18 protein-coding genes are annotated in these 19315 nt (G+C 58.3%); 6 read left to right on the top strand and 12 right to left on the bottom strand.

The genetic code is table 11. The annotated features are described in order from the left end of the window. Window positions 1–254 precede the first annotated feature (254 nt). Complete coding sequence (gene recQ / locus ACRQ1B_RS18755; protein ID WP_432295454.1) at window positions 255–2072, top strand: DNA helicase RecQ; 1818 nt, start codon at window positions 255–257, stop codon at window positions 2070–2072. A 156-nt stretch (window positions 2073–2228) separates the two neighbouring features. Here the strand turns inward: recQ and ACRQ1B_RS18750 are convergent, their stop codons facing one another. The 9 genes from ACRQ1B_RS18750 to glxR all read right to left on the bottom strand — a co-directional run bounded on the left by ACRQ1B_RS18750 (window position 2229) and on the right by glxR (window position 11999). Further along, window positions 2229–3041: an HpcH/HpaI aldolase family protein gene (locus ACRQ1B_RS18750; protein ID WP_432295453.1), complete on the bottom strand. Its 813-nt coding sequence runs from the start codon at window positions 3039–3041 to the stop codon at window positions 2229–2231. Between the two features lie 118 nt (window positions 3042–3159). Next, the gene (locus tag ACRQ1B_RS18745; RefSeq protein WP_432295451.1) at window positions 3160–3948 is read right to left on the bottom strand and encodes a 2-keto-4-pentenoate hydratase; all 789 of its coding nucleotides are present in this window, start codon (window positions 3946–3948) and stop codon (window positions 3160–3162) included. A 60-nt stretch (window positions 3949–4008) separates the two neighbouring features. Then, on the bottom strand, window positions 4009–4968 hold the full coding sequence (locus ACRQ1B_RS18740; protein ID WP_432295450.1) for a D-2-hydroxyacid dehydrogenase: 960 nt from the start codon (window positions 4966–4968) through the stop codon (window positions 4009–4011). Between the two features lie 109 nt (window positions 4969–5077). Continuing rightward, on the bottom strand, window positions 5078–6394 hold the full coding sequence (gene tcuC / locus ACRQ1B_RS18735; protein ID WP_432295449.1) for a tricarballylate/proton symporter TcuC: 1317 nt from the start codon (window positions 6392–6394) through the stop codon (window positions 5078–5080). Between the two features lie 127 nt (window positions 6395–6521). Next, window positions 6522–7790, bottom strand: coding sequence for a phosphopyruvate hydratase (eno, locus tag ACRQ1B_RS18730; protein ID WP_432295448.1), 1269 nt, complete (start codon window positions 7788–7790; stop codon window positions 6522–6524). Beyond that, entirely contained in the window at window positions 7787–8746 is a 960-nt protein-coding gene (locus ACRQ1B_RS18725; RefSeq protein WP_432295446.1) for a phosphotransferase, read from the bottom strand. Before ACRQ1B_RS18725 ends, eno begins: the two co-directional genes overlap by 4 nt. A gap of 194 nt (window positions 8747–8940) precedes the next feature. Next, entirely contained in the window at window positions 8941–9738 is a 798-nt protein-coding gene (gene garL / locus ACRQ1B_RS18720) for a 2-dehydro-3-deoxyglucarate aldolase (RefSeq protein WP_432295445.1), read from the bottom strand. A 30-nt stretch (window positions 9739–9768) separates the two neighbouring features. Continuing rightward, complete coding sequence (locus ACRQ1B_RS18715) at window positions 9769–11082, bottom strand: glycerate kinase type-2 family protein (RefSeq protein WP_432295444.1); 1314 nt, start codon at window positions 11080–11082, stop codon at window positions 9769–9771. Window positions 11083–11105: 23 nt separating this feature from the next. Next, window positions 11106–11999 carry a 2-hydroxy-3-oxopropionate reductase gene (gene glxR / locus ACRQ1B_RS18710; protein WP_432295442.1) on the bottom strand — a complete coding sequence of 298 codons (894 nt, stop codon included), beginning with the start codon at window positions 11997–11999 and terminating at the stop codon, window positions 11106–11108. A gap of 217 nt (window positions 12000–12216) precedes the next feature. Here glxR and ACRQ1B_RS18705 point away from each other — a divergent pair, with 217 nt between their 5' ends. After that, on the top strand, window positions 12217–13251 hold the full coding sequence (locus ACRQ1B_RS18705) for a LacI family DNA-binding transcriptional regulator (RefSeq protein ID WP_432295441.1): 1035 nt from the start codon (window positions 12217–12219) through the stop codon (window positions 13249–13251). Window positions 13252–13425: 174 nt separating this feature from the next. Further along, a complete protein-coding gene (locus ACRQ1B_RS18700; protein ID WP_432295440.1) occupies window positions 13426–13824 on the top strand; it encodes a DUF930 domain-containing protein in 399 nt (132 codons plus the stop codon). Between the two features lie 3 nt (window positions 13825–13827). Here the strand turns inward: ACRQ1B_RS18700 and ACRQ1B_RS18695 are convergent, their stop codons facing one another. From ACRQ1B_RS18695 to ACRQ1B_RS18685, 3 genes are all read right to left on the bottom strand, one after another. Further along, window positions 13828–15084 (bottom strand): NAD(P)/FAD-dependent oxidoreductase, encoded by a 1257-nt coding sequence (locus ACRQ1B_RS18695; RefSeq protein ID WP_432295438.1) that lies wholly within the window; start codon window positions 15082–15084, stop codon window positions 13828–13830. An 83-nt stretch (window positions 15085–15167) separates the two neighbouring features. Continuing rightward, entirely contained in the window at window positions 15168–16322 is a 1155-nt protein-coding gene (locus ACRQ1B_RS18690) for an AI-2E family transporter (protein ID WP_432295436.1), read from the bottom strand. An 81-nt stretch (window positions 16323–16403) separates the two neighbouring features. Further along, window positions 16404–17270, bottom strand: a complete 867-nt coding sequence (locus tag ACRQ1B_RS18685) for a VOC family protein (protein WP_432295434.1) — start codon at window positions 17268–17270, stop codon at window positions 16404–16406. Window positions 17271–17443: 173 nt separating this feature from the next. On the opposite strand from ACRQ1B_RS18685, the gene ACRQ1B_RS18680 reads away from it, so the two are divergent. The 3 genes from ACRQ1B_RS18680 to ACRQ1B_RS18670 all read left to right on the top strand — a co-directional run bounded on the left by ACRQ1B_RS18680 (window position 17444) and on the right by ACRQ1B_RS18670 (window position 19307). After that, window positions 17444–17854, top strand: coding sequence for a universal stress protein (locus ACRQ1B_RS18680; RefSeq protein ID WP_432295432.1), 411 nt, complete (start codon window positions 17444–17446; stop codon window positions 17852–17854). 131 nt (window positions 17855–17985) lie between these two features. Beyond that, window positions 17986–18708 (top strand): PAQR family membrane homeostasis protein TrhA, encoded by a 723-nt coding sequence (trhA, locus tag ACRQ1B_RS18675; protein WP_432295788.1) that lies wholly within the window; start codon window positions 17986–17988, stop codon window positions 18706–18708. Between the two features lie 74 nt (window positions 18709–18782). Further along, entirely contained in the window at window positions 18783–19307 is a 525-nt protein-coding gene (locus tag ACRQ1B_RS18670) for a GNAT family N-acetyltransferase (protein ID WP_432295430.1), read from the top strand. The last annotated feature ends 8 nt before the right edge of the window (window positions 19308–19315 follow it).

Here is a 19315-nt window from a genome sequence, read left to right as displayed (position 1 = left end):
AGGCAGATTCGGCAGCATATTTATTGACACGTCGCGCGCATTTCGCAACTCTGCGTATCTTCCGGTTGCAGTCGTTTTTTCAGAAGCAACAGCGGCAAATAGGTCGGCATGTTTGCCACCACGCCGAAGGCGATATAGATCGAGACCACAGTTTGTGGCGGCGAGTCTTCAGAGTGCCATCTCCTGAGACGCGCGAGAGCATCGATGCCGCCGCCCCCGCAATGCCGCCGCCGACGTCTTGAAACGAGAGCCCCATGCAAAGCCCTTATGCCAATCCCAAACAAGCGCTCGAACAGGTCTGGGGTTACAAATCCTTTCGCGGGCAGCAGGAAGAGGTCATCGAAACCGTCCTGCGTGGCGGGGACGCTCTCGTTCTTTTCCCGACCGGCAAAGGAAAATCCCTCTGCTTCCAGATCCCTGCGCTCTGCCTCGACGGTCTGACCATTGTCGTGTCACCGCTGGTGGCCCTGATGCATGATCAGGTGGAGGATCTGAAGGCGCTGGGCGTTGCGGCGGCCTGCCTTTCATCGTCGCAGAGTGATGAACAGAATGCCGACGTGCGGCGCCAAGTCTCCGCCGGGACGTTGAAACTGCTTTATGTGACCCCCGAACGCATCGTCCTGCCGTCCTTTCAGACCATGCTTGGCCGAGCGCGCGTGTCGTTGATCTGTGTAGATGAATGCCACTGTGTCAGCACCTGGGGTAACAATTTCCGAAAGGACTATCTGGCGCTCGGCAATCTGAAAACGCTCTTTCCCGGTGTGCCGCGCATAGCACTCACCGCGACCGCCGACCCGCATACACGTGAGGACATCATTCGGCTTCTCGACCTCGGTCAGGCGGATGTGTTCGTCGACAGTTTCGATCGTCCCAATATCTATTACGAGATCGTCGAACGCTCGAACGGGCGCGCGCAACTGCTTGAATTTCTGAGCAGATTTAAGGGTGAAAGCGGCATTGTCTACTGCCTTTCACGCAACAAGGTAGAAGAGACCTGTAACTGGTTGAATGAACAGGGCTTTCGCGCTCGGTATTATCATGCGCGCCTTGATCCTGACGTTAAAGCGGAAGTTCAGGAAGCCTTTCGCATGGAGGAAGGGCTTTGCCTCGTGGCGACGGTCGCTTTCGGCATGGGCATCAACAAGCCCAATGTACGTTACGTCGCACATCTCGACCTTCCGTCCTCGGTGGAGGGTTATTATCAGGAAACCGGGCGTGCCGGCCGCGATGGCCTGCCATCCTCCACGTTCATGACCTACAGCATGCAGGACATCGTGCAACGTCATCGGATGATTGAGGAGAACGAGGAGTCGTCCGACGAAACAAAGCGCATCGAACGGGCAAAGCTGAATGCCCTGCTGGCCATATGCGAGACAGCGGGCTGTCGACGCACCGCCATCCTTTCGCATTTCGGCGAGCGCCATAGCCAGGCCTGCGGCAATTGCGATACCTGCCGCCAACCGGTGGAACAATGGGACGGCACCGATGCGGCCATCAAGGCGCTGGCAGCGGTTTACAGGACGGGCGAGCGTTTTGGTACCGGTCATCTGATCGATGTGCTGATCGGCAAGGTAACCGACAAGACGGAAAAATTCGGACATACGGACTTTCCGGTCTTCGGTGCCGGACGCGAACATTCGGTGCAGACCTGGCAATCGGTTTTCCGGCAGTTGCTGGCCTTCGATCACATCGGCATAGACCACGCCAACTTTGGTGCCGTGGTGCTGCGTGAAAGTGCCGCCGACGTGTTCAAGAAACGCTGCCAGGTGATTTTCCGCAAGGACAAGACGCGCGCCGACCGCAAGGCGGCCCGGTCATCAAGCGCTGGCGCCAATAGCCGGGCAGGACTTTCGGAGGTGGAAGCCGTTCTGTTCGAACGGCTTCGCAAGCTGCGTCTGGAGATTTCCAAGGATGCAGGCATCGCGCCCTATATGGTTTTTCCCGATACAACGCTGGTGGCTTTCGCGCGGGAACGTCCCTCGAGCGAACGCGAGATGCTGAACATTGCCGGGGTGGGCGAGACGAAGTTCAAGCGGTACGGCGACGATTTTTTGGCGGTGATACTGGATTGAAACTGTGCCGCGATCACCGTTTTTGATTCAGAGCTGTTATGATGTTGGGAACTGTGTTGTTCGCTCCACGACACAGTCCGACATAGCCCAGCAAAGCGCCGGCCTTCCGACATCAGGAAAGGCCAGCGATATCCCCGGCTGTCGAACCACGATGCTTTACGCTGACTGCAGGACGTTGTGCGGTTTCATTTCCTGAGTCAGCGGCATGAATTTGGCGGCGAGATCGTCCGCCCCACGCACAAGGATACCCTGATCCGAGCCCACCTCGACGAAGTTGAAACCGACATCGATGTAATGGCGGCAAAGCTCTTCATTGGGGCAAATGATGCCGGCTGCCTTCCCGGCGGCGCGGACGCGTTTGGCGGCGGATTCCAGCACCTTGACGACTTCCGGATGCGTAGCCTGATGCAGATAGCCCATATCGGCAGAAAGATCACCGGGTCCGAAGAAGAAGCAATCGACGCCGTCCACCTCGGCCACCGCTTCCAGGTTTTCAATCGCCTTCATCGACTCCGGCTGTACGATGACGCAGATTTCCTCTGCCGATTTGAAGGGATAATCCTTGATGCGGCCAAAATTGGACGCCCGCGGCGCTCCGCAATAACCACGTCCGCCGCGCGGCGCATAGCGTGTTTCCCAGACGATCGCACGAGCCTGTTCGGCCGTATCGACCTGCGGAATGATGATGTTCTGCACACCGATATCGAGGTATTGCTTGATGAGGATACGGTCATTGGATGGTAGGCGCACAGCCGGCGACGTCACGCCGTTCGCCGCACCACACGCCTGCAGTTGCGAATACAGTGCCACCAGATCGGTCGGTCCGTGTTCCGTATCGATGCCGATCCAGTCGAAGCCGGATCCGGCGATCATTTCAACGGTTACCGGATTGCCGAGTTGGCTGAACAGACCGATCTGCAGCTTGCCGGCCTGGAGCGCGCGTTTGAGCGGGTTGATCAAAATGCTCATGGTATCCTCCTGTTCATCGCGTGCCGGTTCGCGCCGATCGTGCCGGCGCAGTCGAGCGCCAGCCGTCCTCGGCAGGGGCGGGCACACGCCCCTTGACGTCTTTTGTGTCTACTGAAATTCAGCCGGGATCGAATGCGAGGCTGATGGGGCCGAGACCTTCGATTTCCGCCTCGAATACGTCTCCGGCGGTGATCATAGCCATCGGGCCGAGCGATCCGGTCATCACCACATCGCCTGACTGAAGCGGCTGGCCGGCAGCAGCGAGCGTATCGGCTAGCCAGATCATTGCGTTGAGCGGATTGCCGTAACACGCCGCCGCCGAACCGACAGAAACCTCTTCGCCGCGCAGCGTCGTTCGCATCTTGCAACGCAGGATGTCGAAATCGGAAAGCTTGCGTGGTTGGGAGCCAAGCGTGAAAAGGCAGCCGTTGGAGTTGTCCGCCACGAAGTCGGTCGGTTTGACATCCCAGTTGAAGCGGCTGGTGACGATTTCGAAGGCTGGCACCGCATAAGCGACTGCGCTGATAATGTCCGCAACCGTATGTTTTGCCCTTTCAAGCGGGCGTTCCAGCACGAGCGCGATTTCGGTTTCCAGTTTCAATTGCCCGTAAGGCGTCGCGTCGATGGAAACGCCTTCGGCGAGGCACATATCGGCAAACAGCATGCCATAGGTCGGCTGGTTGACTCCCATCTGCTGCTGCACGGCCTTGGAAGAAAGAGCGATCTTGCGCCCGACCGCGCGACGTCCCTGGCGCCGCCAGTAATCGCTGTTGAACTGGTTGACCGCGTAGCCGGCGGTGAGATCGTTGTCACCCAAAAGGTCTCGGACGGGCGCGCAGAAACTGCGGTTTTCATAGGCTTGCCGCACGCGTGCGGCGGCTTGTTCGATCGGGTTGTGTATTGTCATTTGTCTGTCCGGTGAATCGTGAAAATGGACGGTTGGAAAAGGTCGGAATGAAAATGCCTTCTAGGCGTTGACCACGTTCTGCGCTTTGCCACCGATGAAGGCGCGCAGATTTTCGACCGCAGTTGCCATGATGCGCATGCGCGGTTCACGCGCGGCCCATGCGATATGCGGCGTAACAATGCAGTTTTTGGCAGTCAGCAAAGGGTTGTCGGCTGCGGGTGGCTCCGATGAGAGAACATCTAGCCCGGCACCGGCAATGCGGTCCTGGTTGAGGGCGTCTGCAAGGTCCTGTTCGTTGATGAGCGGGCCACGCGACGTATTGATCAGAAAGACACCCGGCTTCATTCTTGAAATTGCCGCCGTGTTGATCATGCCGACATTATCGGCGAAGAGGGGGCAATGCAGGCTGATGACGTCCGCCTCGGCATAGAGTTCATTGAGGTCTGCGTAACGCAGCCTGTCGCTTTCAAGGTTTTTGTCGCGATAGCTGTCATGGGCGATGATATTCATGCCGAGTGCCTGGCCGATACGCCCAAAGGCCTGACCGATACGGCCAAAACCAATGATGCCCAGGTTCTTACCGTGCAACTCGAACAGTGGGTTGAGCCAGTAACACCAGTCTTCACCCTTGGCCCATTGGCCGGAGCGAGCAGACTGACTGTGGCGTCCGACCTGATGGCAGAGTTCGAGCAGCAGGGCGGTTGCGAACTGGGCGACCGACATGGTGCCGTATGTCGGCACGTTGCAGACGGGGATGCCCTTTACCTTCGCCGCATCGATATCGACCACATTATAGCCGGTCGCGAGAACACCGATGAATCGCAGGTCGGGGCACTGTTCCAGAATATCTCTGGAGATGACCGTCTTGTTCGTGAAGATGGCATCCGCATCACCGATCCGCTCCACTGTGAGTTCCTCCGGTGTGCGGTCGTAGACGGTGACTTCGCCCAGATCTTCCAGCCCGGCCCAGGAAATATCGCCCGGGTTCAGTGTGAACCCGTCCAGCACGATGATTTTCATGTGGTTATCCTATCCGTATTCATGGCACGGCCGGAGTGGCCGCGAGGAGGTCTGTGTGAAATTTCCGCGCCGGACGGGGGAAGTGCCCGGCGCGGAAAACGCGAGTTCCCTAATGGAACTCGGCACTTTGCGCCTCGCCAACCTTTTTGCCGTCCAATGTCAGCACGGCAGTCAGGCTGATCAGAGCATTGATCGTCAGCCACACGCCGACCATGGCGTTGCTTTCGAATGTATGTGTCAGCCAGGCGAGGATTGCCGGGGTAAAGCCGCCGAGCACGGCGGCCGCCACCGCCTGCGCGAAGGAGTAACCCGCCGTTCTGGCATGTGCCGGAACAAGTTCAACCATGGTGGCCACCTGCACTGCGCTATAGGAGGCATAGATGAAGGAGAACCAGAGTTCGAAAACCACGAACTTGAAAACGGTCGGTCCATCCGCCAGCCACGAAAGCAGCGGATAGGCGGTGATCGCAGCGGTGATGGTGACGATGACCAGCATTTTCTTGCGGTTCACACGGTCCGCAACGATGCCCATGGTCGGCAGGAAGATCAGCATGGTCAGGCCGACGAAGAACAGCGTGATGAAACCGGCGGATTCACCGAGGTTCAGGCTTTTGATGAAGGTCGGGGCGTATGTCGTAACGGTCTGCGCCGTGACGGTTGCCATGGCAACCATACCCATGCAGGTGAGGATGACGCGCCAACCGGTGGTCAGGCTCGTGCAGATCTCACGAACGGTCGGGGCCTTTTTCTTCTTGGCGAAAACCTCGGTTTCCTGAAGGCTGGACCGCAGCCAGAACATGACCGGAATGACCGCGCAACCAATCAGCAACGGGATTCTCCAACCCCAACTGTGCAGGTCGTCGGGTGCCATCGTCCAGAGCAGCACCAGCCCGGTGATCGAAGCTGTCATGACGGCAAACTGCTGCGACCCGGCCTGCCAACTCGTATAGAAGGCCCGGCGCTTGGGCGGTGCGATTTCAGCGAGGTAGACCACGACGCCACCGAGTTCTGCACCGGCGGAAAAGCCCTGTAGCAGGCGGCCGAAGAGAACGATGATCGGAGCAGCGATGCCGATCGAGGCATAGGACGGGGTCAAGGCGACGGCAATGATGCCGATCGACATGAGCGAAAGCGCCATGATCAGACCCTTGCGGCGGCCATGGCGGTCGGTGTAGGCGCCGAGCACGATCGCGCCAACCGGTCGAGCGAGGAAGCCGAAGGCAAATGTCATCAGGGACATCATCAGCGACACATATTCGTTGTCGCTTGGAAAATAAGTCTGGGCAATATATCGGGCGTAATAGCCATAAATCATAAAATCGTAGATTTCGAGCGCATTGCCTGCGCCGACCTGAACGATACGTTTGACGTCTACACTTTTCCTTGGTTGAGCCGCCTGTGCCGGCATGTCTGCAATTTGGGTCACAATGTCTCCCTCCCAATTGCGTTTGAAAATGAGATCCGCGGCTGGAACCCGCGTTGGGAGCGGTTGAGGAAAGGAGAAAACCTCCTTCAGCCTTTCCGCGCCGCCCCCGATCGGCGAATTTGCGAGATCAGGAGCGCGTCAGCGCCTTGCGTCCGGCAAAGGGATGACCACCGCTTTCGATACGAATGGCCTCATTCCATTTCGCCATGCGTTCTGAGCGGGCAAACGAGCCCACTTTCAGTTGGCCGGCATTCCAGCCGGTCGAGAGGTGAACGATGGTGACATCTTCTGTTTCGCCGGACCGCGCCGAGACGATGGCGCCGTAACCGGCCTTGCGGGCGGCATCGAGCGCTGCTTTGGTTTCGGTGATCGTACCCGCCTGGTTCGGCTTGATCAGCACGCAATTGCAGGCGCCTTTGGCTGCCGCGTCTTCGACACGACGCGCATTGGTGACGAAAAAATCGTCGCCGACGATTTGTACTTTCGATCCGGCAGCTTGCGTGAAGGCAATGAGACCGGCCTCGTCGTCTTCGGCCAGCGGATCCTCGATCGAAACGATCGGGTAGCGATCGAGCCAACCAAGCAGCAGTTCGCACATGCCGTCGGAATCGTATTCGGCTTCCTCCAATGCCAGCCGGTAGCGGCCGTTCCTGCCGAATTCCGATGAGGCGATGTCGAGTACGATGGAAACATCCTCGCCCGGCACATATCCCGCCCCTTCGATTGCCCGCACCAGCGTATCAAGTGCCTGCTCATTGCTGTCGAATGCCGGCCACCAGCCGCCTTCGTCCGCGACACCTTGCAGCAGTCCACGATCCTTCATGATGCGGCCGGCGCTGTGGTAGACTTCGCAGGTCATTTCCAGCGCCTGATCGAAAGATTTCGCGCTGGTGGCGACGACCATCAGGTCTTGGATATCGATGCGACGGCCAGCATGGGCGCCGCCCCCGAAAATCTGGATTTGCGGCAGGGGAAGGCGAACCGGATTTTCTCCCGCAAGATATCGCCATAACGGTTGTCCGGCATCGGCTGCCGCCGCATGCAGCGCCGCGATAGAGACTGAAATGATACCGTTACCACCAAGGCGTTCCTTGGTCGGTGTGCCGTCCAGTGCGATCATCTGATGGTCGATCGCTGCCTGGTCTGTCACATCCATGCCGATCAGGGCAGAGGCTATTTCGCGCTCGATATTGGCAATGGTTTTTTGAACATCCTTGCCGGAGAGCGCTTTGCCGCCATCGCGCAGCTCAACCGCTTCGTGCGTGCCGCGCGAAGCGCCCGCCGGCGCGATGCCGCGGCCGGTACGGCCGTTTTCGAGCAGGACCTCCGTTTCGACTGTCGGCCATCCGCGTGAATCCCACACGCGGCGTGCCCGGACATCCTTGATTATACTCATTGCTGTCTTTCCTTCATCCATGCGGCCTGCAGGTCTTCGAGAGACGGCAAGCCGTCATCGATCAACCTCGTTGCGAGGCGACGCACCTGCATGCGTTGATTTTCATCGAGATATTCGACCGGTGACTTGCCATCGACTCGCGCCAGAGTGAGGCACGGCAGGAGGGTGGCGACGCGCATGTCGAGATTGGCGCGAGGCTCCCAGCTGACATGGGCAAAATACGCTTCGGCCATCCGCCGGAAGAGGCGCATGTATCCGTCCGCGCGATTCGGGAACAACGCGCTCTTGAGCCAGAAATGGTTGAGGCAGAAGGCGAGATCGAAAGCCGGATCGCCATACCAGGCGCATTCCGCATCGAGGATCACCGGCCCATCGCGGCCGACCAGAATATTTTTCGGGCTGACATCCCCATGCACAAGCGTGCGCTTGCACTGCCTCGTCCGCTCTAGAACGGCGGTTATCCTCTCGGCGAGGTTCGGATGGATACGCGCTGTTTCGCCCAGATAGGGATCCAGTCGCAGGCTTTCGAAATTGGCATCATTGGCGAAAGCCTCCGCCATGTCGGCCCGATCGGCTGTCGCGGCATGGATGCGTCCAAGCGTGTTGCCGAGCGCGGCGGCGATGTTTTCATCAACGTGCCCCTCCAGCAGTTGTGTTTTCCAGTTCGGATAGTCGGCTGCGGGCAGGAACTGCATGGCAAAGCAACCTGAAGCGCGGTCGACGCCGTAGATTTTGGGTACCGAGCCGGGGGCAATGCCGTCGACGGTTTTCAGCCAGTCAATCTCACTGAAAATACGATCGACCGGTGCCTGCCAATCCTTGGCGACCTTCAGTTTCGGCAAAGCCTGTTTGAGGCAAAATGTCCGCTTTCCAGTGGAGATTTTCAGCACGTTTGAGGACACGCCGCCGGGCAGCATCTCGACGATAAGGTCATCGGCCTCATCAAAGATTTGCATGCGGGCGAGCAGAGCTCGGATATTCTGGTGGCTACTATTCGGAGAGATCTGATTAACATTCACAGCAACGTCTTTCTGCTTGAATGGACGGTCATATACCTTGTGTCCCTTCGGCATTCAGGCGTCGGAGGGCGTTGTCGCGCGAGCTGTCATGCTTGCGTTCTCAAAATTCGCGGAACGAATGAGCCGTGGGCTTAAGGAGCCGAAGCCGGCTCCAGGTATTTGTCCTTCAGGGCCTGGGTCGCCCCTCGGAAAACACCGAGATCCGAGCCGACGCCGACAAATGTCGCTCCCATATCGAGATAACGGCGTGCATCGGCTTCGACGGGCGCCAGGATACCCGAAGCCTTGCCTTGCGCTTTCGCGGCGGCGAACACCGCTTTGATCGCATCCTGAACTTCCGGATGGTTGGCATTCCCGAGATGGCCATAAGCCGCAGCCAGGTCTGACGGGCCTACAAACAGCGCATCAACGCCGTCAATGGCCGCCATTGCTGCCGCGTCTTCCACCCCGGCCTTGTTCTCGATCTGTACGACGACCGTGATATTGTCGTTGATGACCTTCATATAGTCCGCGATCGTCCCATAATGGTTGGACCGATGGGATACGGAAACGCCACGCACGCCATGCGGCGGATATCGCGTGGCAGCAACGGCGGCTTGTGCCTCATCCACGCTTTGGACATAGGGTATGATGAAATTGTAGACGCCGGAATCGAGCAGACGTTTGATCAATACGGTGTCGTTCCACTGGGGCCGCACGAAAGGTGCCGAGGCGGAGGTTTTCAGTGCCATCAGTTGCGGTATGAGCGACAGGATATCGTTAGGTGCGTGTTCGAGATCGATCAGCAACCAGTCAAAACCCGCAAGGCCGAGAACTTCCGTGGTGATCGGACTACCCAATGCGCTCCAGCAGCCGATAAGTGTTTCACGGGCTAACAGACGCTGGCGAATAGTGTTCGGAACGGCGGTGTAAGGTGATTGTTTGGGCATGGTGGTTTCCTCCTCCCAGTATGTTGGTGGTCAGCGAAGCTGGCTCGGCGAGTCTTTCGCAAATGGTTGCCTGGCTGTCGGGCGATCGATCAGAATCGCCCTGAAATCGTTGACATTTGTTAGGGTCGGTCCGGTCTCGACACTGTCTCCGAGGGCCTGGAAAAAGCTGTGGGCGTCGTTTCTGGCCAAATATTCGCGCGGTACGAGGCCCAGCGCGCGCGCCTTTTGAAGCGTGTCTGGCCCGAAGGTTGCACCGGCGATTTCCTCTATTCCATCGACGCCGTCCGTATCTCCTGCCAGACCGTGGATGTCGCTCGCTCCGTTGAGCGCGATGGCAAGCGAAAGAAGAAACTCGACATTGCGGCCACCGCGTCCATCGCCGCGAATGGTGACCGTGGTTTCACCGCCGGACAGAAGGATGCAAGGTGTCTGGAATGGCTGCTCGCGGCTGGCGATGTGGCCGGCAAGGCCCGCCATGACCTTGCCGACATCCAGCGCTTCGCCCTCGATCGAGGTCCCGAGAATGTGGGCTTCATATCCGGCGCGCTCCGCAATCACGGCAGCCGCTTCCAGTGCCATCTGTGGAGTGGCGATCATGCGGGCCTCGCAATTGGCAAGCCGCGGATCGTCGGGCTTGATGCTTTCACCGCGGCCGCTTTCGAGGATCTGCCTCACAATTTCGGGCACGGAGATCCCGTAACGATTGATGATGGACAGCGCATCGTGGCAGGTCGTCGGGTCCGCCACCGTGGCGCCGGAGGCGATATCCATCGGATTATCGCCGGGTACATCCGAGATCATCAGGGAGACGACCTGGGCCGGATGGCATGCCGCCGCCAGGCGACCGCCCTTGATCGCAGACAGATGACGGCGCACGGTGTTGATTTCCGAAATCGTGGCGCCGCATCTGAGCAGTTCACGGTTGATGGCTTGCTTGTCGGCAAGTGTCAGGCCATCAATCGGCAGCGGCATCAGCGACGATCCGCCGCCCGAGATCAGGCAGACGACAAGATCGTCGGCCGTCAGGCCGCTGACGAGGTCAAGGATCCGCCTTGCGGCCTTAAGACCCGCGTCATCGGGAACGGGATGCGCCGCCTCGACGATTTCGATGCGCTGGCAAGGCTGAGCATAGCCGTAACGGGTGATGACCAGCCCGGAAAGCTCGCCCGACCATGCGTCCTCGAACGCCTTGGCCATCGCCGCCGAAGCCTTGCCGGCGCCGATGACCAGCAACCGCCCTTTGGGAGGTTCCGGCAGATTCGCCGGAACGCAGCGGGCCGGCTGGGCCGCGGCAATCGCGGCCTCGAACATCTGCCTCAACAATTCCTTCTGAGCGTCGGCCATGGCGTCCTCCTCCCATTCGCCGGTCAGGCGTTCGGCTTTTGACCGATTTCAAAATTCGCAAGGAATTCGAGCGCCCTGACCATGGCCGAATGATCCCACGCCGTTCCCCCATGCGATGCGCAGGCATTAAACAGTTCCTGGGCCGTCGCTGTGTTCGGCAGGGAGAGGCCCAGCGCGCGTGCCGTCGACAAGGCGAGATTGAGGTCCTTCTGGTGAAGGGCGATGCGGAAACCCGGCTCGAAATTGCGCGACACCATACGTTCGCCGTGCACTTCGAGAATGCGGGAATTGGCAAACCCACCCATCAGCGCCTGCCGCACCTTGGCAGGATCGGCACCCGCCCTTGCCGCAAGCAGCAGGGCTTCGCCAACCGCTTCGATCGTCAATGCAACGATGATCTGGTTGGCGACCTTGGTTGTCTGGCCGTCGCCATTGCCGCCCACCAGCGTGATGTTCTTGCCGAGGAGGTCGAACAGAGGCTTGACGATCGCAAATGCGGCTTCCGGGCCACCCACCATGATCGTCAGCGATGCCGCCTTGGCGCCAACTTCCCCGCCCGAAACGGGCGCATCGAGATAGTCGCAGCCGAGCGCGTTGATCTTGGCAGCGAACTCTTTCGTCGCAACGGGCGAGATCGAACTCATGTCGACAACGATTTTTCCGGCGGACAGGCCTTCCGCGATACCGGCCTCGGAGAACAATACGGCTTCAACATCGCTCGTGTCCGGCACCATGATAAAGATGATGTCGGATTGTTCAGCCACGTGCTTGCCGGTCGTGCAGACGACAGCGCCGCCCGCTGTCAGATTTTCCGCGACCGGCCCGATCGTGTTGACGAACAGCTTGTGGCCGGCGGCCTGCAGGTGCGCGGCCATCGGAGTGCCCATGATGCCCAAGCCGATAAAACCCAAATTCATGTCAAAGACCTTTCGCCGGATAATTGAACCCTTTGCCGATATCCGGTTGGAACTCACCGGTTTCGGCATTCACTATGATACCGCTATCATTCGGGATGGAGGCATTCCTTGCGAAATGCGCTTATGCGTCGTTTCGTCTCAAACGCGACATGAATTGTTTGTCACATCTGCCGCGGGCTGGTATGGATTTGAGCAGTGAAACCGTGATGCCCCGACCTTGCCGCTCAACACACCTGCTCCGAAAAAACTTCGTAAACCCCGTTCCAGTGGAGCCATTACTCTGCGCGAGGTGGCAAAACTCGCCGGCGTGGCGCCGATGACGGTTTCGCGCGTCCTCAACCAGCCCGAGCTGGTAACAGCATCGACGCTTCAGGTGGTGCAGGCTGCAATAGAGCGAACCGGTTACGTTCCCAATCTTCTGGCAGGTGGGCTTGCGTCGCAAAAAAGCAGGTTGGTTGCTGCGATAGTGCCGTCCATCGGCAATTCGATCTTTGCGGACGTCATCGAGGCCTTGGCTGATCGTTTGAATGGCGAGGGTTACAAGGTGCTACTCGGCTTGTCCGGATATCCGCCGGACGAGGAAGAAAACCTTTTGACGACCGTTCTTTCACGCAAACCCGACGCCGTTGTGCTGACGGGTATCACACACTCCCGCCTCAGCCGCAGCCGGCTGCTGGCAGCGAAAATTCCGGTCGTGGAAACCTGGGATTACACGCCCACGCCGATCGACATGCTTGTCGGTTTCTCACACGACAAGCTCGGACGGGAGGTGGCCGAATATCTTCATGACAAGGGCCACCGGCGGATCGGCATGGTCTGGGCTTCGGATGAGCGTGCGCGGATAAGACAGCAGGCTTTTATTGCTGCTCTGTCTGAAAGGAGTGTACCCGATGTGCAGGTGGCTGTGGTGGACGCGCCGAGCACGTTGAAGAAGGGCAGGGAAGGCATTGCAGAGATTTTTAACCGGGGCAAGACGCTGGATGCGGTCTTCTGCAGTTCGGATATTCTCGCGCAGGGCGTCCTGACGGAATGTCAGATGCGGGGCCTGTCGGTACCCGGTGATCTGGCCGTGGTTGGCTTTGGAGACTTCGAGTTTGCCGCCCATATCTGTCCGCCTTTGACAACCGTGCATATCGACCGGCGGGCGATTGGCCGGGCCGCAGCGGAGGCCGTGCTTGCCCGGATAGCAGGACGCGACGTCGAAAAGATCGTGGATGTCGGATTTCGGTTGATAGAACGCGAAAGTGCGTAACGCGATTGTCGGCCGGATCTCCCACAACATCAGGGATGCGGCCTTGCGCCAAGCGGCTTCGCTCCTGTGTTCCGCCTCGCGTACTGTTCACATCATTCTGTTTCGCGTTCTGATAAGTGGTCAATTTCCGATCCATCTTCTAGTTTCGCGACAATCCGAGTCAGACTTATGAGGATGTTGTTGAAGACCCCAATTTTCCTGGCTTCCGTTCTGGGTTTAGCGATTGCGACACCTGCGCAAGCCATCGATAACGGTATCGTGCGGCAATTGAATGCGCTCGATCCGCAGGAACGGCGCGAGCAGCGGTGCGATATTGAAGCGATGTCGCAGATCGCCAGGGCGGGCGAAGGGTTCAGGCCTGACAAGGTGATTGCCTACAGCCGTGCCGACATCATCGAGAAAGGCAATGATCTGAAGGCGCCAGGCGCGGTCTTTCGCAGCGCCGGCGACTGGTACAAGCTGAAATTCAGCTGTCGGACCGGTGATCATGGTCTCGATATCATTTCGTTCGATTACAAGATCGGCGAAAAGATCCCACGCAGCGAATGGGAGCGCCTTTACCTTTACGACTGACCCTCAGGCCTTGTCCGTCGGATCATCCCGGTCGAGTGCAAAATCATCGAACCAGTCATGTCTTTCTCCCCGGATCATCGCTGCAATTATCCGGGATGCCATGTAGGAGAAAGTGATGCCATTGCCGCCGTAACCATAGGCGGCAAAGATTCTTTGTGCGCTGGGCACACAACCGATCAGTGGTAGTCCGTCGGATGTTTCGCCAAACGTGCCGCACCATGCATGCGAAACACGAGGGTCGATATCCGGCCAGATTTTTCCGAGCGTATCCCAAAGACATGCGGTCTTGTCGGCCAGCATATTGTCGCGTTGCTGCGGGTCCACGACCGCCTCATCCTCGCCGCCGATAATGATGCGGTTATCGGCTGTGAGGCGAAGGTAATGATAACGTGCGGAAGCTTCCCATATGAGCGCCCGATCCCGCCAGAGTTTGACGGGATCCTGCGGAACGGTTGCGATGGCAAAACTCGAAACCGTCGAATGCAGTTTGGGCATCACCGCATGCGGCATGACATAACCAGTGGCAAGCACGACATGGTCAGCCTCGATGACGTAAGATCCTTCAACCGCTATCACCACCCGCCCGCCTTCTTCCGAAAATTCCTTCACGGACGCCTCGATTAGCCTTGCTCCGCGCGACTGCGCAAGAGTGAGAAGCGACCATGCCATCAGCAGCGGGTCGGCTTCCGCCGCCCCTTGCGAATGGATTGCCGCCTCTCGATCCAAGCCGAACTCCCTGCGAAGAGCCGTGTAATCGAGGAACGAGCCGGGCAGACCTGCGCGATGCCGGAGCTTGTGCTCTTCCATCAGCGCACCGGCGCCCACTTCTTCGGCTGCGAGATAGAGTGTCTGACGGGCAGCAAAACGGCATGGAAGGGAGTGTCGGGTTACCAGTGCCTCAAGCCCAGAAACCGCGGCAAGGCTGCGGCGATAGATATCGGCGGCGCGGTCGAACCCATAATAGCGGGTGAGTTCGGTCAGCGGTGCATCGATTTCCCACTGCAACATGGCGGTGCTGGCCGCGGTACTGCCAAGACCTACAGGCTCACGGTCGATGATCGTCACGGCATAACCAAGTCCGGTCAGATGCTCTGCGGCAAGCGCACCCGTAATACCACCTCCGATAATGGCGATGCCGGTGCGAAAACTCTCCGTCAAAGGTTGTCGTTCCGGCCTGTAGGCATTGTTGCCCCAAGGGGATTTTCCGGTGACGAGATCGGTCTGTGTCGTTTCCTCGAAATCGAGTCTGTTGTTACTCAAGACAAGGTCTTTCATTTCGCGGGTTGAAGGGCCGCTTTCCAGGCAAGATCGAAGTGTCGGTCGTTCATCCTGACACCAGTTTGTCAGTCAGGCAGACGCGGAACGGTTTTTCGCTCGGGGAAAAGCTCGGCGAGTACGGTCATCATGATCAGCGACAACGGCAGGGCAAGCATGGCGCCGACTGCCCCCCACATCCAGGTCCAGAACAGGATGGCGATGAAAACGACGAAGGGATTGATCTCCCACTGTCGCCCCATCACGGCCGGAAAAACCAGGTTTTCAACCACCAGATGGACTGCGAAAAAAACTGCCGCTGGTGCCAGTGCCAGAAGCAGTGAGTCATGGGTAATGATACCGGCGACAGCCACGGAAAGCGTCATCAGCGTAATGCCAAGAAATGGCACGAAGCTGGAAACGAACGCGAAGACACCCCACAAGACCGGTGCGGCCAGGCCGCCGATATAGGCAATCAGCGTCATGGAAACGCCGAGGCCCGCGTAGATCATCGTGGCGGTCGCAAAATAATAGCCCAGCACTTCCTCGATCGAATTGATGACGCGAATTGCAACCAGTCGCTGATGGCGGCGCGGAAAAGCCAGTATGATGGTACGGCGCAGACGCAGGCGGCCGAGCAGGAAGAGAAGAAGCGCCGCAAAGAAGATCAGCCCCTGCACAATCGCCGGTGTGAGGCTGGACGTAACGACACCCAGAATGTTGCCGCTGTTGTCGATCAGTGATTGCATCGACATCGGTCCGGTTTCGAAGCTGGCAGGACTGATATTGAGCCAGTGCTGGCGCTCCAGGAACGGCATCAGACGGTCGATCGTGCGCTGCACGAAGTTCGGCCCCTCGTCAATCAGCGTCGCGACCGGTTCGGCAAGCGCGTTAATGAGCAGGAACACCACGGCAGCAACCAGTGATGACAGGATGATGGCAATGCCGAAACGCGGCACCCCGGCGCGACCAAGCTTTTCAGCAGCCAGCCCCAGGATCATGCCAACCACGACGGCGAGGGTCACCGGAATAAGGATCAGCGACATGTAATTGACGACGGCGAAACCGATGATCAGGAACATGCCGATCACTGCCCAAGAGCTTGCAACCTCCAGTGCTTCGCGGCCGAGCGGTGTGAAAGCGGTTGGATCGGCCTCGTCAGCGGGCAAATTTTCCGGCCGCAGAGCCGGTGGTTCTGCGCTATGTTTTCTGTATTTGCTATTCTTGATATTCAGCGCGACCATGTATCACCGGCTCCCCATTGACGCCGATCAACGCGACAAAAAGCATCCGGTTCCGCAAAGCTGACAATCACCCGTAATAGTTCAGGTGGATAGCGTCAGGCCGATGCCCCAAGGATCCTTCAGGGAAACGCCGTCGCTGGTGCGGGTGGTTGCAATCGCCATCCGATCGAGAGAGGCAAGAGCATGATCCAGCGAGGCCTCTTCGGTAAAGCGAAGCGAATAATCCGATAGGCCCGTCATTCCGTTGCTGCGGGCTCCGGCACCGCGGCTGTTCCAGATATTGGCCGCGATATGGTGGTGATAACCGCCGGTGGCAAAAAAACTTGCACCCGGATAACGAGCCATCACCTTGAGGCCCAGAACATCTCGATAAAAGGCCTCGGCTTCCGGCACGTTGCCGACCTGCAGATGGATATGGCCAATCGCAGTGCCGTCAGGCATACCGCCCCATTGTCCTTTATCGGCGCTGTCATAAAGCGCTTGCAGGTCCAGTCCTTCCGTCGCCATTTTCACCATGCCATCAGGTAGCATCGTCCATTCTTCCGGGCGGCGATCACGATAAACTTCGATGCCGTTGCCTTCCGGATCGGAGAGATAGATTGCTTCACTGACAAGATGATCGGATGCGCCATCGAGGCGTATGCCGGCATGGGCTGTGTGCGCCAGCCAGTCTGCAAGGGCCGAACGATCGGGCACCAAAAATGCCGTGTGGAACAGGCCTGCAGCGGTGCGCGGCGCCCGCACAACATCGCGCTGCGTGGTCAACGTCAAAAGAGGTACGTCACCTGCGCCGAGCACCTCACCGCTTGCCGATTGTTCCAGTGTCTTCAGGCCAATGATGTCATTATAAAAGGCCGAAACGCGATCGAGTTCGCTGACCACCAGATGCGCCTGATTGACATGAGCCGGACGGGTCAGGGCGAAGGGAAGGGGGGCTGCGTCGCTCATGAAAACTCCTCGGATGATCGTCTGCGGCAGGCCGCCCAAGACTTCAGGTCCCCTTATCTTTTGTTTTCCGCATTCATGATAGGTAAGTTATTCGCGATTAAACGTTCGCTCGTTGTTGACAATCGCCGTGTATCGCCTGCCCTCAGTGCTGAAGCCCGGCGCCGGGGAAAAGCATGTACGAAAAGATCATCGTCGCTATCGATACTGCCGAAATGGACAAAGGCGAGCGTATCCTGACGCGCGGAATGCGCATGCTGGCACCGGGTGGCATGCTCATTCTGGTCAATGTCGTTGAAGATATTCCAAGCTACATTTCTGTTTCTGACCCTATCGACCTGGCTGTTGCCGCGCGCAAGGATGCCGACGCGAGGCTCGCCCAATTGTGTGAACAGCTCGGTGTGAACGCGGTGATCGAAATCAGGCAGGGCGCGGCGGCACGTGAAATTCTGGCGGCCGCCGAAGACAACCGGGCCGACCTGATCATGGTGGCCTCGCATGTGCCGGACGTTTCCAATTATTTCATCGGCGCGACTGCCGATCGCATCGTCCGCCATGCCAAGTGTTCGGTGCTGATCGACCGCTGACACGCGAGCCACCCATCTGCCACAAGTTTTCATCGTGCAACGCAATGTGAAACGTAGATGCAGCTGCGGCCATTGCGCTGTCACATCCACATGCTCATTGTAAGGCTTCAGGAGATGAAGCGAAAATGACGATGCCGCTGAGGGATGCCGACGCAAAGCCTCTTGATAGGCCTTTGAACAAGCCGATCGTCGAGCTTTTCGACTTCGGCCGCGCCCACGATTTTTATGAGGTCGTCGCCGATGGCATCGTTCATGGTGTCGGACTGGTATTTGCCCTGATCGGCGTTACGGCATTGATCTTTTATGCCACGCTCTGGTCTAGTCACAGTGAACTGGCGGCTGCCTGGATTTATGGCCTCGGCCTCGTGCTCTGTATCGCCGTTTCATTCACCTACAACATCTGGCCGACATCGCGAATCAAATGGATACTCCGGCGCTTTGATCATTCCGCGATTTTTGTACTGATTGCGGCAACCTACACGCCTTTCCTCCAGCGGGGCGCGCATGAGCCGATGATCGCGATCATGCTGGTCGCCATCTGGATGGTGGCGTTGGGCGGCATTGCGCTCAAATGCTTTTTTCCCGGACGATACGATCGATTAGCCATCATGCTTTATCTTGCGATGGGCTGGAGTGGTGTCATGGTGGCTGGACCGATTTCGGAATATCTACCGTCGGTTACTGTCTGGCTGATTGTGATCGGCGGAATCATTTATTCGCTCGGCGTGATCTTCCATGTCTGGGAAAGATTGCGTTTCCAGCGGGCAATCTGGCATGCTTTCGTCATTGCCGCCGCCGCCGTGCATTATTCCGCCGTGATGACCTGTTTCAGTCTGTCCGGTACCGGCCTTTAAGCGGCTTGATCGGGCTCGACAGGGCTGTGGCACCTCTCTTACATGGCTGGACACTCATTTGACGGATGCCATCCATGCCCGATGCCCAGTCCGCGACCATCACCGTTCGCGATGCCACTGAAGCTGACCTTGCCGACATTCGAGACATTTATAACGACGCTGTTTTGAATACGACCGCGATCTGGAACGACAATATCGTTGATCTTTCCAACCGACAGGACTGGTTTGCCGCGCGTGTGGCGCGTGGTTTCCCCATTCTCGTCGCCGAGGTCGATGGCAAACTTTCAGGCTACGCATCCTATGGCGACTGGCGCGCCTTCGAAGGGTTTCGCCACACGGTCGAACATTCCGTCTACGTTCACAAGGATGCACGTGGACACGGGCTTGGCAGGCTCTTGATGAAGGCGCTGATCGAGCGCGCCGAAGCAGGCGGAATCCATGTCATGGTTGCGTGTATCGAGGCAAAGAACGAAGCTTCGATTCGTCTTCACGAGAAGCTCGGCTTTCGCACCACCGGCACGTTTCTGGAGGTTGGCACCAAGTTTGGACGTTGGCTGGATCTGACCTGCATGGAACTGCGGGTCAATGAGAATGGTTGAAGCCTCAT

The organism is Endobacterium panacihumi, from assembly GCF_050847465.1.
GTDB lineage: Bacteria > Pseudomonadota > Alphaproteobacteria > Rhizobiales > Rhizobiaceae > Neorhizobium > Neorhizobium panacihumi.
Note: the sequence above shows the minus strand (reverse complement) of the source record. Positions and strands in the feature narration are given on the sequence as shown.

Excerpts from the sequence above, each read along its gene's own strand:
- ACRQ1B_RS18700 (WP_432295440.1), top strand. The coding sequence starts at position 13,426 with ATGTTGTTGAAGACCCCAATTTTCCTGGCTTCCGTTCTGGGTTTAGCG.
- ACRQ1B_RS18670 (WP_432295430.1), top strand. The coding sequence starts at position 18,783 with ATGCCCGATGCCCAGTCCGCGACCATCACCGTTCGCGATGCCACTGAA.
- ACRQ1B_RS18680 (WP_432295432.1), top strand. The coding sequence starts at position 17,444 with ATGTACGAAAAGATCATCGTCGCTATCGATACTGCCGAAATGGACAAA.
- ACRQ1B_RS18725 (WP_432295446.1), bottom strand. The coding sequence starts at position 8,746 with ATGCAAATCTTTGATGAGGCCGATGACCTTATCGTCGAGATGCTGCCC.
- trhA (WP_432295788.1), top strand. The coding sequence starts at position 17,986 with ATGCCGCTGAGGGATGCCGACGCAAAGCCTCTTGATAGGCCTTTGAAC.
- ACRQ1B_RS18740 (WP_432295450.1), bottom strand. The coding sequence starts at position 4,968 with ATGAAAATCATCGTGCTGGACGGGTTCACACTGAACCCGGGCGATATT.
- ACRQ1B_RS18690 (WP_432295436.1), bottom strand. The coding sequence starts at position 16,322 with ATGGTCGCGCTGAATATCAAGAATAGCAAATACAGAAAACATAGCGCA.
- recQ (WP_432295454.1), top strand. The coding sequence starts at position 255 with ATGCAAAGCCCTTATGCCAATCCCAAACAAGCGCTCGAACAGGTCTGG.
- garL (WP_432295445.1), bottom strand. The coding sequence starts at position 9,738 with ATGCCCAAACAATCACCTTACACCGCCGTTCCGAACACTATTCGCCAG.
- eno (WP_432295448.1), bottom strand. The coding sequence starts at position 7,790 with ATGAGTATAATCAAGGATGTCCGGGCACGCCGCGTGTGGGATTCACGC.
- ACRQ1B_RS18750 (WP_432295453.1), bottom strand. The coding sequence starts at position 3,041 with ATGAGCATTTTGATCAACCCGCTCAAACGCGCGCTCCAGGCCGGCAAG.
- ACRQ1B_RS18715 (WP_432295444.1), bottom strand. The coding sequence starts at position 11,082 with ATGGCCGACGCTCAGAAGGAATTGTTGAGGCAGATGTTCGAGGCCGCG.
- ACRQ1B_RS18685 (WP_432295434.1), bottom strand. The coding sequence starts at position 17,270 with ATGAGCGACGCAGCCCCCCTTCCCTTCGCCCTGACCCGTCCGGCTCAT.
- glxR (WP_432295442.1), bottom strand. The coding sequence starts at position 11,999 with ATGAATTTGGGTTTTATCGGCTTGGGCATCATGGGCACTCCGATGGCC.
- ACRQ1B_RS18745 (WP_432295451.1), bottom strand. The coding sequence starts at position 3,948 with ATGACAATACACAACCCGATCGAACAAGCCGCCGCACGCGTGCGGCAA.